Annotated in this window: 11 protein-coding genes; 2 read left to right on the forward strand and 9 right to left on the reverse strand. The window is 70.2% G+C overall.

Features of this window, described 5'->3' with window-relative positions:
* Nucleotides 1-72: 72 nt before the first annotated feature.
* The 3 genes from AC27L3_RS10170 to AC27L3_RS10180 are packed head-to-tail and all read right to left on the reverse strand — an operon-like array spanning nt 73 to nt 4591.
* Nucleotides 73-870, reverse strand: coding sequence for an HAD family hydrolase (locus AC27L3_RS10170; RefSeq protein WP_487233668.1), 798 nt, complete (start codon nt 868-870; stop codon nt 73-75).
* Nucleotides 867-3392 (reverse strand): phosphoribosyltransferase, encoded by a 2526-nt coding sequence (locus tag AC27L3_RS10175; RefSeq protein ID WP_487233669.1) that lies wholly within the window; start codon nt 3390-3392, stop codon nt 867-869. The genes AC27L3_RS10170 and AC27L3_RS10175 overlap by 4 nt, the downstream gene beginning before the upstream one ends.
* Nucleotides 3389-4591, reverse strand: coding sequence for an HpcH/HpaI aldolase/citrate lyase family protein (locus tag AC27L3_RS10180; protein WP_487233670.1), 1203 nt, complete (start codon nt 4589-4591; stop codon nt 3389-3391). Before AC27L3_RS10180 ends, AC27L3_RS10175 begins: the two co-directional genes overlap by 4 nt.
* A 212-nt stretch (nt 4592-4803) precedes the next feature.
* Between AC27L3_RS10180 and AC27L3_RS10185 the strand changes: the two genes are divergently transcribed.
* Nucleotides 4804-5751 carry a TerD family protein gene (locus tag AC27L3_RS10185; RefSeq protein WP_487233671.1) on the forward strand — a complete coding sequence of 316 codons (948 nt, stop codon included), beginning with the start codon at nt 4804-4806 and terminating at the stop codon, nt 5749-5751.
* A gap of 54 nt (nt 5752-5805) precedes the next feature.
* On the opposite strand, the gene AC27L3_RS10190 is transcribed toward AC27L3_RS10185, so the two are convergent.
* From AC27L3_RS10190 to AC27L3_RS10215, 6 genes are all read right to left on the reverse strand, one after another.
* On the reverse strand, nt 5806-6549 hold the full coding sequence (locus tag AC27L3_RS10190; RefSeq protein ID WP_487233672.1) for a TerD family protein: 744 nt from the start codon (nt 6547-6549) through the stop codon (nt 5806-5808).
* A 100-nt stretch (nt 6550-6649) separates the two neighbouring features.
* Nucleotides 6650-7789 (reverse strand): DUF475 domain-containing protein, encoded by a 1140-nt coding sequence (locus AC27L3_RS10195; protein ID WP_487233673.1) that lies wholly within the window; start codon nt 7787-7789, stop codon nt 6650-6652.
* 48 nt (nt 7790-7837) lie between these two features.
* Nucleotides 7838-8413, reverse strand: a complete 576-nt coding sequence (locus AC27L3_RS10200) for a TerD family protein (RefSeq protein ID WP_344434821.1) — start codon at nt 8411-8413, stop codon at nt 7838-7840.
* A gap of 118 nt (nt 8414-8531) precedes the next feature.
* The gene (locus tag AC27L3_RS10205) at nt 8532-9107 is read right to left on the reverse strand and encodes a TerD family protein (RefSeq protein WP_487233674.1); all 576 of its coding nucleotides are present in this window, start codon (nt 9105-9107) and stop codon (nt 8532-8534) included.
* 182 nt (nt 9108-9289) lie between these two features.
* On the reverse strand, nt 9290-9748 hold the full coding sequence (locus AC27L3_RS10210) for a peroxiredoxin (RefSeq protein WP_487233675.1): 459 nt from the start codon (nt 9746-9748) through the stop codon (nt 9290-9292).
* A gap of 191 nt (nt 9749-9939) precedes the next feature.
* Nucleotides 9940-10362 carry a DUF3052 domain-containing protein gene (locus AC27L3_RS10215; RefSeq protein WP_487233676.1) on the reverse strand — a complete coding sequence of 141 codons (423 nt, stop codon included), beginning with the start codon at nt 10360-10362 and terminating at the stop codon, nt 9940-9942.
* A gap of 472 nt (nt 10363-10834) precedes the next feature.
* Between AC27L3_RS10215 and aceE the strand changes: the two genes are divergently transcribed.
* Nucleotides 10835-13567: a pyruvate dehydrogenase (acetyl-transferring), homodimeric type gene (aceE, locus tag AC27L3_RS10220; protein WP_487233677.1), complete on the forward strand. Its 2733-nt coding sequence runs from the start codon at nt 10835-10837 to the stop codon at nt 13565-13567.
* Nucleotides 13568-13615 lie beyond the last annotated feature (48 nt).

Consider the following 13615-nt stretch of genomic DNA (forward strand, 5'->3'; position numbering starts at 1 on the left):
GGACGACTGGGCGACTGGACGAACGGGTGAGCACAACAACACTGATGCGGTCCCGAGCGTAGCCCCCGGCCCTCAGCCTTCGCCGAACGCCCGCACGATCTCCTCCCCCGCCGCCACGCCCCGCGCGGTCAGCGCGGTGACGTGCGGTGCCGTCCAGCCGATGTCGGCCAGCTCGCCGTGGCCGGGCCGCCAGGCGCGGTCGGCGGCCAGCAGCAGGTCGGCGTCCAGCAGCGAGTCCCCGGCGGCGAGGACGCGTTCGGCGCCGGTGCGCCGGGCCACCTCGGCGACCGCCGCGCTCTTGGTGAGCGGCTTGGGGACGGCGTAGAGCTTGCGGCCCTGCACCGAGACCGTCCAGCCCCGCTCCTGCGCCCAGGCGGCCAGTTCCTTGACCCAGGCGTCCGGCAGCAGGGGGCGGTCGACGACGAGGTACGCGAAGAGGCCGGCGGCCGTGCGCTCCTTGAGCAGCCAGGCCGGTTCGGCCGTGCGCACGAGGCGCTCGTGGACCTCGGCCAGCGTGGCGCACTCGGCGTCCAGCGCCCGGCGCACCTGCGTCCGCCAGCCGGCGTCCGGCACCCCGCGCACCAGCAGTTCGCCGCCGTTGGCGCAGATGGCGAACTCCGGTGCCGGGCCGGGAAGGTTGATGCGGGCGTACTGCTCGGGGGTACGGGTGGTGGTGGGGACGAACGTGACCGCGGCGCCCAGCTCGGCCAGGAGCGCGGCCGCGGTCTCCGTCATGTAGGACAGCGGCCGCTGCTCGTAGGTCTCCACGCACAGCAGGCGCGGGGCCCGCTCGTCCGGCATGCCCAGGGCGAGGGCGGCAGTGGAGTAGATCAGGGTGCGGTCGAGGTCGCTCGCGACGAGTACGGTCACGGGGCGGTCACCGACCGGCCGTCGGCGCCGGTGGCGCCACGGGTGTACCGCGGGTGGATCAGGCCGACGCAGCTGTACGGCAGCCCGTCCACCTCCTCCACCGGCACCCCGCGCTGGGCCGCCAGCAGGCGCACGTGGTCGAGGTCCGCGCCGGCGCCCCGCGCGGCGAGGATCTTCCAGGGCACGCGGCGCAGCAGCACCCGCGTGGTCTCGCCGACGCCCGGCTTGACGAGGTTGACGTCGTGGATGCCGAACTCCTCGCTGATGCGCTCGACCGCCTCCCAGCCCACCCACGTGGGCGTACGGTCCGCCGCCGACAGCTCCTTCACCGCGAGGGCGACGTCCTCCTCCAGCCCCGGGAACCGGGCGGCGACGGCGTCCAGGAACGACCGCGAGACGTCCGCACCCGCCAGCTCCCGGTAGAACTTCGCGCCGTGGAAATCGTGCGGACCGACCAGGTCGGCGCGCAGCACCGTACGCGAAATCAGGCCCGAGACGGTCGAGTTGAGGCAGGCGGAAGGGATGAGGAAGTCGTCGCGCGTACCGTAGGTCTCCACGCAGTGGCCGGGGTCGGCGAGCACCGCCAGACGCGGGTCGAAGCCCGGGAAGTCGCGCAGCGCCTCGGCCAGTTCGCGGGTGATGGCGCCCTTGCCCGTCCAGCCGTCGACGAAGACGACGTCGGCCGGGTCGTGGTGGGCGGCCAGCCAGCGCAGGGCATTGGGGTCGATGCCGCGGCCGCGCACGATCGAGACGGCGTAATGCGGCACGTCCAGGCCGTGCGCGTGATGCGCCCAGCGCCGCATCAGCACGCCCACCGGCGTACCGGCACGGGCCAGCGAGACGAGCACGGGCCGCGGCGACCGCTCCGCCAGCACGGTCTCCGTGACCGTGCCGACGGCCAGCGCGAGGCGCTGCGCGGACGCCTCCAGGGCGGCGTGGTACAGCTCCTGGTAGCGGGCGCTGGGCTGGTACTCCACCGGCAGCGACTCCGCATAGTGCGCACCCCCGCTCTGAATGGCCTCCTCCCGCTCCTCGGTCGGCGCCTCCAGCTCCACGGACGACAGATCCTGCAGCAGCCAGCCGACATCCTCCGGGGCGTAGGAGGAGAAGGCGGGACCACGGAGGGGTTCGGGCATGGGAATGCGGGCCTTCGGTGGGATGTAGGAAGGGACGACGGCGAGCACGACGTGCTGCGTGTGCGCGGCGAGCCGGGCGAGCAGATCGGCGGTGTCCGTGACGTCGTCGGCCACGACGACAACGGTGTCGAAGCCGGCACCGGCGACGTTGTACGCGTACCGGTCGCCCTCGCGCGTGCGGAAGGTGATGCGGGAACGGATCGCGTAGCCGGGATCGTCGACGGGGTGCACGGGGGAACGGGTGGTGGTGGAGTACGCCACGGTGACGCCGGGGGCGTCCCTTTCGAGTTGCCGCTCCAACGCGTGCGCGAGGCGCAGGGGAGCGTACATCAGCTCCTCGGTCCCGAGGACGAGGATGCGGTGCGGTTCGCACCGCGGGAGCTGAGCGCCGTCGCCGGGTGCGGGCCGCGTTGTGCCCACCCTCCCCCGGCTACCGCCGGGAGGTGCCCCCATCGCCCCAGCGGAACGACTGCCCACAACACGGCAGAGGTCGGCTGCCATCGCCGGCAACGCCTCTTCGAGGCGCTCATGGTGCTCCGGCGTGAAGCCGTGGCGGGCGCCGTCCGGGAGGTTGGGGGGCCAGGCGAGCTCCACACGCGTTTGTGGGCAGGCGTTCCGCAGGGCGGAACGGGTGGGCACAAACGCGTCCGCAGACGGCGACGGCGTGCAACGCACCAGCTCCGCGCCCCGCTCCAGCACATCGTGCGGCAGGTGGACCGTCCCCGTGGCCAGGGCCACGACGTCGATCCGCGCGCCGAGTTCGCGCGCGAAGTCCTCCAGCCGCGCACGATCGTGCGCGCTGCGCACGTCCACCAGTGCCGCCACCACGTACCGCCCCCGCGGGAAGCGCGCATGCAGTGCCGCAATCGTGTTGCGCACCGTGCGCCCCGTCGAGAACTCGTCGTCGACGAGCACCAGTGGTCCGTCGCCGGCGAAGAATGCGTCGTCCTCCGGCAGGAGCAGGTGGGAGGTCGCGTGGCTGTGCTCCTCCTCGAAGCCTCCCACCGCCTCGACCCCGCGTACCGCGCGCCGCGTGGAGTGCAGGTAGGGCGCGGGGCCGAGCCCGTCGGCCACGCAGTGGCCGAGGCCGGTGGCCGTCTCGGCGTAGCCGAGGACCACGGCGCGCGCCGCGTCCGCCTCGCCGAGTGCGGCCCGTACGCGCCGTCCGAGGTCGAGCCCTGCGCCGTACACCCGTGCCGGTGGGACCGGTACGTGTTTGCCGAGGACGTGGGAGACGAGCAGGTGGGCCCGTTTGGGGTTGCGGCGCAGGGCCAGGCCCAGCAGGTCGCGCAGCCGAGCGGTGTCACCCCGCAGTTCGATGCCCAGCCGGTCCGTGACCCATTGGCCGGACCATACGCCGTTCACTTCGGTTTTCCCCACTCTCATGCGTTGCGGAGCCCCGCGGCCAGCAGTTCGACGAAGCTGACGTCCTCGCGGGCGACGCCGAACACCTCGGCGCGCAGCATCGTGCGCTCGGCCCAGGCGCGGTGGGGCTTTATCTCGTTCATCTTGTTGGTGTAGACGGAGCGCAGCACTCCGCCGCCGTCGCTTTCCGGCCGCAGGATGTCCCGGGCATCGGTGTACTCCTCGTGGCTGACGACGGAGAGGGCGTGGACGGGGGCGACGTGCGAGGGGTGGATGCAGGTCTTGCCCTGCAGGCCGTTGGCGCGGTCGAGCTGGATCTCGCGGAGGAGTCCGTCGAGGTCGTGTTCGATGAGGGCGGTGCGCAGGGCCTCGGCGGGGCCGGCGAAGGGGCTGCGGCGCAGCTGGGGCTTGAAGATCCGCTCGGGTTGCGGGAAGTACTCCCACACGGGGCCGGTGACGGTGAAGCCGCTGCCGTCGGCGCGGCCGAGGACGTTGACGGCGTCGGCGATGACGGAGGCGACGAGCTTGACGTCGTAGGCGGTCATGTCGGGTGCCCGGCGCAGCCCGTAGGCGGCGCAGAAGTCGGTGACGCCGAGGCGCAGGGCGAGGACGTGCTCGCGGTACTTGTCGACGGCGCGGTAGACGCCGGCGAGGGCGTCGGCGCGGGTCTCCAGGTGGAGGATCTCGGGGGATTCGAGCACGGGCATGGCGTACAGGCGCCGTCCGCAGGCGGCCTCGGCGGCGGTGAGGGCCTCCAGGAAGGGCAGGCCCCGCTCCTCGGTGAACTTCGGCAGGACGAATCCGGACAGCAGCCGTACGGCGGGGCCGAGGCGGCGGACGAGGTCCTCCACCTGACCGGGCTCGCGGACGCGGATGAACAGCAGGGGAAGGTCCGGCGCACTTCCGTCGTCGGGGCCGTCGTCGGGACTGTCGGTGGGGTCGTCGGCGAGGGTTGCGAACTGCCGGACGAGGTTCTCCTCGGCGTCCGCCACGTCGGCGTCGTTGATGGAGTCCTCCAGGCACAGCACCATGGACACCACGCCGCGGCGCGCCTGCTTTCGGACGTCCTGGGCGAGGGTGGGCCGGGTGGCGGGGGCGTAGAGGGTGGCGCCGAGGGCGACGGCGAGCGTACGGGCGGGGGAAGCGGCGGTGAACTCGCCGGGCTCCCGGTGGAACAGCCCGCCGCGCACCTCCGGTGGAAGGTATCCGAAATGCCTCATAGCTCTCCCCGATTGCCGCGGCCTGCCGGGCGCCGTCCCTCCGGCCGGGCCGGCCAGGAAGTGTGGCCGATTATCGTACGTCCGCGGGTGGGTCAAGAGTTCCCCAAGCGCATGAAAAACTCATGACCTGCGCGAAGCCGTTCGGTAAAGGGGTGTCCGCCGGTGACCCCCTGCGTTGTCCAGGCACCCGGCGGGAAGGCAGGATTGCGGACATGACGCACGCCATGCTGAAGGGGTCGAACATCCCGCTCGAGGCCCCCGCCGTGCGGGCCGTCCTGCGCTGGACCCCGGGTCCGGGCGTCCCGGACGTGGACGTCTCCGCGCTGCTGCTGGGGGACGGCGGCCGCGTGCGCTCCGACGAGGACTTCGTCTTCTACAACCAGCCCACCCACCCCTGCGGCCTGGTGCGGCACCTGCCGAAGAAGCGGCTGGTCGAGGGGGCGACGGACTCCGTCGAGGTCGAGGTGGCGCGCCTGGAGGCGGCGGTCTCCCGCGTCGTGCTGGCCGCCTCGGCGGACGGTGGCACCTTCGGGCAGGTCGACGACCTGTGCGTGCTGCTGTACGACGCGGCGCAGCCCGGTGCGGGCACCGCGGAGGCCACGCCCGTCGCGCGCTTCGACGTGCGCCCGGAGACGGGCGACGAGACGGCGATGCTCTGCGGGGAGCTGTACCGGCGCGGGGAGGGCTGGAAGTTCCGGGCCCTGGGCCAGGGGTACGCCACGGGGCTGGTGGGGCTGGCGACGGAGTTCGGCATCACGGTGGAGGAGCCGGAGGAGGGCGCCGAGGACGCGGCGGGCGCCCCCGCCCCGGCCGCTCCGGAGGCCGTCGGCCCGACCGAGCCGGCCGTCACCGGTGCGGCGGGCGAGCCGGCCGGGGGCTACGCCTACCCGCCGCCGCCCACGGCGCCGCCGGTGGTCCCGCCGCCCTCGCAGTCCGTGCCGCTGCCCGCGACGGCGCCCCGGCCGGCGTACGGCTATCCGCAGCCGTACCCGCAGGTGCCGTCCGTGCCCGCGCACCGGCCGGCGTACGGGTATCCGCAGCAGCACCAGTCGCAGCAGACGCCGCCGCAGCCCTCGTACGGCTACCCGCCGCACCACCCGGTGCCCGACCCGGCCTTCCGGCTGCCGCCGCAGGGTCCGCAGTTCCTGCCGCAGCACTGAGCGGGACGGAGGGGCGTACGCCGGGCGGGCACGGGGTAGGTACAGGGGTTTCGTTCAGACCTTGCTCTTGTACCCCCGGCCCCACTGCAGGCCCCAGCCGTAGAGGCGGTCCAGCTCGGACTGGAAGCCGTAGACGTAGCGCATCTCGCGGCGGACGATCATCTCGCCCTTGATGTTCTCGATCATCAGAACCGCGCAGGAGCGGGCCTCGGGAGCGCGCTCGTCGAGGGCGACCTCCAGGCGCGGGCCGTTGCCGGGGTAGAGGGTGACCATCGCGTGCGTACGGTCGAAGGCCGGCGTCCCGTCATAGATGTAGACGAAGATCAGCAGTCGCTTGAACTCGTCGCGGTGGTCCATGTTGATGTAGATGGTCTCGCCCGAGCCGGAGCCGAAGCGGTCGTCACCGCTGAGCTGAACATACGGCGGCGAGTTGATGCTGCCCAGTATGTTGCCGAGGGGCTGCACTACGCCCTTGGACCCGTCCGCCAGCTCGTACATACAGGCGAGGTCGAGGTCCACGTTGACCATCGCCGGGCCCTGGGCCTGGACGACCTGGGGCGTGAACTTGCGCAGCGGATGGCGCAGGGAGGAGCCGAAGGCGGGGCGCTCACCGAAGTCCGAGGTGCGCATGCGCCAGGAGAGGTTGACCCTCAGATTGCCGGTCACCGCCCCCTGCTTGGTCAGCGAGAACGCCGGCCTGCGCCTGGTCAGCTCGACCGCGCCGCTGGTGCCGCCGACGTCGAACTGGCGCGCGGCCGCACTCCCCCAGTTGCCGAAGAATTTCTCCCGGATCCCCATCGCCGAAAACCCCCACAGTGAGCACACATGCCGCGGGGCGGTCATGGAGGATGATCCTCATGACCGCCCCGTGGAGAGGGTTCCCTCAAATGTGCCGGGGTCACACCCCGGAGGGAACCTCGGCCTTCGGGCCGGAGCCCTCCCCGGCCGCCGCCTCCTTGCGGTTGCGCACCACCGAGGAGAGGAACGACAGGCCGATGAGCACCACGCCGACGAGACCGGTGATGACGTCGTTGATCTCGTACTTGATGCTGATCAGCAGGATGACGGCCAGCGCGCCGATGGCGTAGTGCGCGCCGTGCTCCAGGTACACGTAGTCGTCCAGGGTGCCCTTGCGGACGAGGAAGACGGTGAGGGAGCGGATGTACATCGCGCCGATGCCCAGGCCGAGCGCCATCTCGAAGATGTCGTTGGTGATGGCGAAGGCACCGATGACGCCGTCGAAGGAGAACGAGGCGTCGATGACCTCCAGGTAGAGGAACATGAAGAAGGCGGCCTTGCCGGCCAGGCCCACGACGGAGGCACCGCTCTTGGCGGGGGCCTTGGCCGCGGCCTCCTCGTCGGCCTCCTCCTGCTCCTCCAGGCGGTTCTCGAAGAAGTCGGAGATGCCGCCGACCACCAGGTACGTCACCAGGCCGCCGATGCCGGCGAGCAGGACGGTGCTGGCCTTGTCGACGGTGCCCTCGCCGCCGTGGACCGGGACGGCCGTGGCGACGGTGGTCGCCGCGATCAGCAGGGCGACCAGGGCGACGACGGTGGAGAGGGTCTCCAGCTTGCCCAGCTTGGCCAGCGGCTTCTCCAGCCAGCCCAGCCACCGGATGTCGCGGTCCTCGAAGATGAAGTCAAGGAAGATCATCAGCAGGAACACGCCACCGAAGGCGGCGATGGCGGGGTGGGCGCCGGTGACCAGCTGCTCGTAGCGGTCGTGGTCCTGCAGCGCGACCCGCACCGCCTCGACGGGGCTGAGCTTGGCGGTGATGGCGACGATCACGACCGGGAAGACGAGCCGCATGCCGAAGACGGCGATGAGGATGCCCACGGTCAGGAAGATCCGCTGCCAGAAGGCGTTCATCTTGCGCAGGATGCCCGCGTTGATGACCGCGTTGTCGAAGGAGAGCGAGATCTCGAGGACGGAGAGGATCGCGACGACCGCCAGCCCCTGCCACCCCCACAGAAAGCCGGCCAGGGCCAGTCCGACCGCCGTGACGGCCAGCGACCAGCCGAAGGTTTTCAGGAGCACTGGCTACCCAATCCTTTGCTGTACGGGGAGGTCCGCGCGGACGCGGCTTTACGAAACGTTGACCCCGAAGTCTAGGGCGATGCCTCGCAGCCCCGACGCGTACCCCTGACCCACGGCCCGGAACTTCCATTCGCCGTTGTAGCGATACACCTCGCCGAAGATCATCGCCGTCTCGGTGGAGGCGTCCTCGCTGAGGTCGTAGCGGGCCAGCTCGCTGCCGTCGGCCTGGTTGACGACCCGGATGTAGGCGTTGGAGACCTGGCCGAAGCTCTGGCCGCGCACGTCCGCCTCGTGGATGGAGACCGGGAAGACGATCTTGTCGCAGGCGGCCGGCACCTTGGTGAGGTCGACCAGGATGGACTCGTCGTCGCCCTCGCCCTCACCGGTGAGGTTGTCACCGGTGTGCTCGACCGAGCCGTCCGGGCTCTTGAGGTTGTTGTAGAAGACGAAGTACTCGTCGCCGAGCACCCGGCCCGCGGCGCACAGCAGGGCGCTGGCGTCGAGGTCGAAGGGGGCGCCCGTGGTGGAGCGCGCGTCCCAGCCGAGGCCGATGGTGATGTTGGTCAGGTTCGGCGCGGCCTTGGAGAGGGAGACGTTGCCTCCCTTGGCGAGCGTGACACCCATGTGCAGCTTCCTCCCCGAGTTTGCGGTGTTGCCCGAGATGACGGTGATTCTCGGTGCACGTCCGGCGCCGCACTCCCCGAACGGGGCGTACGGCGCCGGAGCGGTGGCGTGGCGGACGTCAGACGTTCACACCGAAGTCCTGGGCGATGCCGCGCAGGCCCGAGGCGTAGCCCTGGCCGATGGCCCGGAACTTCCACTCGGCGCCGTGGCGGTAGAGCTCGCCGAAGACCATGGCCGTCTCGGTGGAGGCGTCCTCGCTGAGGTCGTAGCGGGCCAGCTCGGTGTTGTCGGCCTGGTTGACGACGCGGATGTAGGCGTTGCGCACCTGGCCGAAGCTCTGCTGGCGGGCCTCGGCCTCGTAGATCGAGACCGGGAAGACGATCTTGGCGACGTCGGCCGGCACGGCGGCGAGGTTCACCTTGATCTGCTCGTCGTCGCCCTCGCCCTCACCGGTGAGGTTGTCGCCGGTGTGCTCGACCGAGCCGTCGGGGCTCTTGAGGTTGTTGAAGAACACGAAGTTCTGGTCGTTGGCGACCTTGCCCTGGTCGTTGGTCAGCAGTGCGCTGGCGTCCAGGTCGAAGTCCGTACCGGTGGTCGTACGGGCGTCCCAGCCGAGACCGACGACGACCGCGGTCAGGTTCGGGGCCGCCTTGGTCAGCGAGACGTTGCCGCCCTTGCTGAGACTGACTCCCACGAGTCCTCCATTGGTTCGAGGGGCCAGGCGTTTCCCGCGCCCCCGGTTGTGCGATGGCACCCGATCAACGTGTGGATCCTAGTGACCGGTTCCCGGCGTCGACAGGGTCTTGCACCAAGGACGCCCGGGACGCCGGGCGGGGTTGCCCCAGGCGTCCCGGGAGTGCACTGGCGACGGCGCGCTCAGAGCGCGGCGAGCGCCTTGGTGTACTCGTTCAGGTCACGTGCGTCGGGCAGACCGTTGACGATCGTCCAGCGCACGACACCGTCCTTGTCGATGACGAAGGTGCCGCGCAGGGCGCAGCCCTTCTCCTCGTCGAAGACGCCGTAGGCGCGGCTGGCCTCGCCGTGCGGCCAGAAGTCCGACAGCAGCGGGTACTGAAGGCCCTCCTGCTCGGCGAAGACGCGCAGGGAGAACGGGGAGTCGTTGGAGACGGCGAGCAGCTGCACGTCGTCGTTGACGAACTTCGGCAGCTCGTCGCGCAGGGCGCACAGCTCGCCGGTGCACACGCCGGTGAAGGCGAAGGGGTAGAAGAGCAGGACGACGTTCTTCTCGCCCCGGAAGTCGGAGAGCCGGACGGTCTCGCCGTGCTGGTTCTTCAGCTCGAAGTCCGGAGCCTTGTCGCCTACGGCGATTGCCATGGGGAACACCTTTCTGGTGACGGGACCTGTCGGCGGGCCCAGTCTGTCACTGCGCTCCCGGGGAAATCACCGGACCCCCGGTGAACGACATCCGCCCGAAACGCCGGCACCCCCGGTGACGAGGGTCACCGGGGGTGCTCGGGCCCGACGCCCGGGCCTGCGGCCCGGGGCGGGCGGGGCGTCTGCGGGGGCTAGCGCTTGGGTGCGGCCAGCCGGGTGCCCGTCCAGTCCTTGGCCACGGAGATGCTCTTGGTCTGGGAAAGCCCGGCAGTCTGCGCGGCGTCCTGGATGTCGCTCGGCTCGATGTAGCCGTCGCGCCCCGTCTTGGGGGTCAGCAGCCAGATGTTGCCGCCGTCGTCGAGGAAGCCGATGGCATCCACCAGCGCGTCCGTGAGGTCGCCGTCCTCGTCCCGGAACCACAGCAGGACGACGTCGGCCACGTCGTCGTAGTCCTCGTCGACGAGTTCCTGACCGATGACGGACTCGATACCCTCACGGAGATCATGATCGACGTCATCGTCGTAACCGATCTCCTGGACCACCTGTCCGGGCTCGAACCCCAGCCTGCCGGCGGGGTTGCTCCGCTCCTCCGCGTGGTCCGCGGTCGCGCTCACGGATTGTCTCCTGTCATGTTTCGGGAAATTGTCTTGTGCTCCTCGCGTACGCAAGGCATTGGGCGTAGTCCACACGTGCCGGACCGATCGCGCAAGTACCCGGCCATGGGGACCGCCGAAACGTTGACGGACGCGGACGTCTCATGGCAACTCCAACCATCGGAGCGCAAGCGCAAGTGATTCACGTCACAGTATGATGCCGGGTTTGCGAAGTTACTCCCCGCAATGACGGCCCCCGCGGCCGAACGGCCGTACGCGAGCACCCTGCATTGGGGGCGTATGGTTGCGATTCGGCGCCCGAGGCGACCAACGCCGGGCGCCACCCGACATCAGAACGATTCGTCTCGCTCTGCGGTGGTTACCACCCAGTAGAGATGACGTTTCCGCCGCCGCGGTCCACGATGGGAGCCGGCGCGACATATAGACAGTGTTGACCGCGTGCGCGGCACGACCCGAACAACGAAGGAACAGCGTGGCTTCCGGATCCGATCGCAACCCGATCATCATTGGCGGTCTTCCCAGCCAGGTCCCGGACTTCGATCCCGAAGAGACCCAGGAATGGCTCGACTCGCTCGACGCGGCTGTCGATGAGCGAGGCCGGGAACGTGCCCGCTACCTCATGCTCCGCCTGATCGAGCGGGCCCGCGAGAAGCGCGTGGCCGTGCCCGAGATGCGCAGCACGGACTACGTCAACACCATCGCGACCAAGGACGAGCCGTTCTTCCCCGGCAACGAGGAGATCGAGCGCAAGATCCTGAACGCGACCCGCTGGAACGCGGCCGTCATGGTCTCGCGCGCCCAGCGCCCCGGCATCGGCGTCGGCGGCCACATCGCCACCTTCGCCTCCTCCGCCTCGCTGTACGACGTGGGCTTCAACCACTTCTTCCGCGGCAAGGACGACGGCGACGGCGGCGACCAGATCTTCTTCCAGGGTCACGCCTCCCCCGGTGTCTACGCGCGCGCCTTCCTGCTGGACCGACTCTCCGAGCAGCAGCTGGACGCCTTCCGCCAGGAGAAGTCGAAGGCCCCCTACGGCCTGTCCAGCTACCCGCACCCGCGCCTGATGCCGGACTTCTGGGAGTTCCCGACCGTCTCGATGGGCCTCGGCCCGCTCGGCGCGATCTACCAGGCCCGCATGAACCGCTACATGGAGGCGCGCGGCATCGCCGACACCTCCAAGTCCCACGTTTGGGCGTTCCTGGGCGACGGCGAGATGGACGAGCCGGAGTCGCTCGGCCAGCTGTCCCTGGCCGCGCGCGAGGGCCTGGACAACCTGACCTTCGTCGTCAACTGCAACCTGCAGCGCCTCGACGGCCCGGTCCGCGGCAACGGCAAGATCATGCAGGAGCTGGAGTCGCAGTTCCGCGGCGCCGGCTGGAACGTGATCAAGCTGGTGTGGGACCGCTCCTGGGACCCGCTGCTGGCCCAGGACCGCGACGGCATCCTGGTCAACAAGCTCAACAGCACCCCCGACGGCCAGTTCCAGACGTACGCCACCGAGACCGGTGCGTACATCCGCGAGCACTTCTTCGGCGACGACCACCGTCTGCGCAAGATGGTCGAGGGCATGACCGACGACCAGATCCTGCACCTGGGTCGCGGCGGTCACGACCACAAGAAGATCTACGCGGCCTACGCGGCGGCCAAGGCCCACAAGGGCCAGCCGACCGTGATCCTGGCCCAGACGGTCAAGGGCTGGACGCTCGGCCCGAACTTCGAGGGCCGCAACGCGACCCACCAGATGAAGAAGCTCACGGTCGAGGACCTCAAGCGCTTCCGCGACCGCCTCCACATCCCGATCTCGGACAAGGAGCTGGAGTCCGGCCTGCCGCCGTACTACCACCCGGGTCGCGACTCGGAGGAGATCCAGTACATGCACGACCGCCGCAAGGCGCTCGGCGGCTACGTGCCCACCCGTGTGGACCGCTCCAAGCCGCTGAACCTGCCCGGCGACAAGGCCTACGCCGCGATCAAGAAGGGCTCCGGCCAGCAGTCGATCGCCACCACCATGGCGTTCGTCCGCCTGCTGAAGGACCTCATGCGGGACAAGGAGATCGGCAAGCGCTTCGTGCCGATCGCCCCCGACGAGTACCGCACCTTCGGCATGGACTCGCTGTTCCCGTCGGCGAAGATCTACAACCCGCTGGGCCAGCAGTACGAGGCCGTGGACCGCGAGCTGCTGCTCGCCTACAAGGAGTCCCCGACCGGCCAGATGCTGCACGACGGCATCTCCGAGGCCGGCTGCACCGCCTCGCTGATCGCCGCCGGCTCCGCCTACGCCACGCACGGCGAGCCGCTGATCCCGATCTACGTCTTCTACTCGATGTTCGGGTTCCAGCGCACCGGCGACCAGTTCTGGCAGATGGCCGACCAGCTGGCCCGCGGCTTCGTCCTCGGCGCCACCGCCGGTCGCACCACCCTGACCGGTGAGGGCCTGCAGCACGCCGACGGCCACTCGCACCTGCTGGCCTCGACCAACCCGGCCGTCGTCGCGTACGACCCGGCGTTCGGCTACGAGATCGCGCACATCGTCCAGGACGGTCTGCGCCGCATGTACGGCGAGAACGCGGAAGACATCTTCTACTACCTCACCGTCTACAACGAGCCGATCCAGCACCCGGCCGAGCCGGAGAACGTGGACGCCGAGGGCATCCTCAAGGGCCTCTACCGCTACAAGGCCGGCGAGGCCGGTGCCATCCCGGCGCAGATCCTCGCCTCCGGCGTGGCCGTGCCGTGGGCGATCGAGGCCCAGCGCATCCTCGCCGAGGAGTGGAACGTCAAGGCGGACGTCTGGTCGGCGACCTCCTGGAACGAGCTGCGCCGCGACGCCATCGAGGTGGAGGAGCACAACCTGCTCCACCCCGAGGAGGAGCAGCGCGTCCCGTACGTGACGAAGAAGCTCACCGGCGTCGAGGGCCCGAAGGTCGCCGTGTCCGACTGGATGCGCGCCGTCCCGGACCAGATCGCCCGCTGGGTGCCCGGCACGTACTCCTCGCTGGGTGCGGACGGCTTCGGCTTCGCCGACACCCGCGGTGCCGCCCGTCGCTTCTTCCACATCGACGCGCAGTCGATCGTGCTGGCGGTGCTCACGGAGCTGGCCAAGGAGGGCAAGATCGACCGCTCTGCGCTCAAGCAGGCGATCGACCGCTACGAGCTGCTCGACGTGGCCGCGGCCGACCCCGGCGCGGCCGGTGGTGACGCGTAAGTAGTCGCGCGAAAGGGCCCCTGGACGGTTTCACCGTCCAGGGGCCCT

The organism is Streptomyces sp. PKA51 (assembly GCF_057552455.1).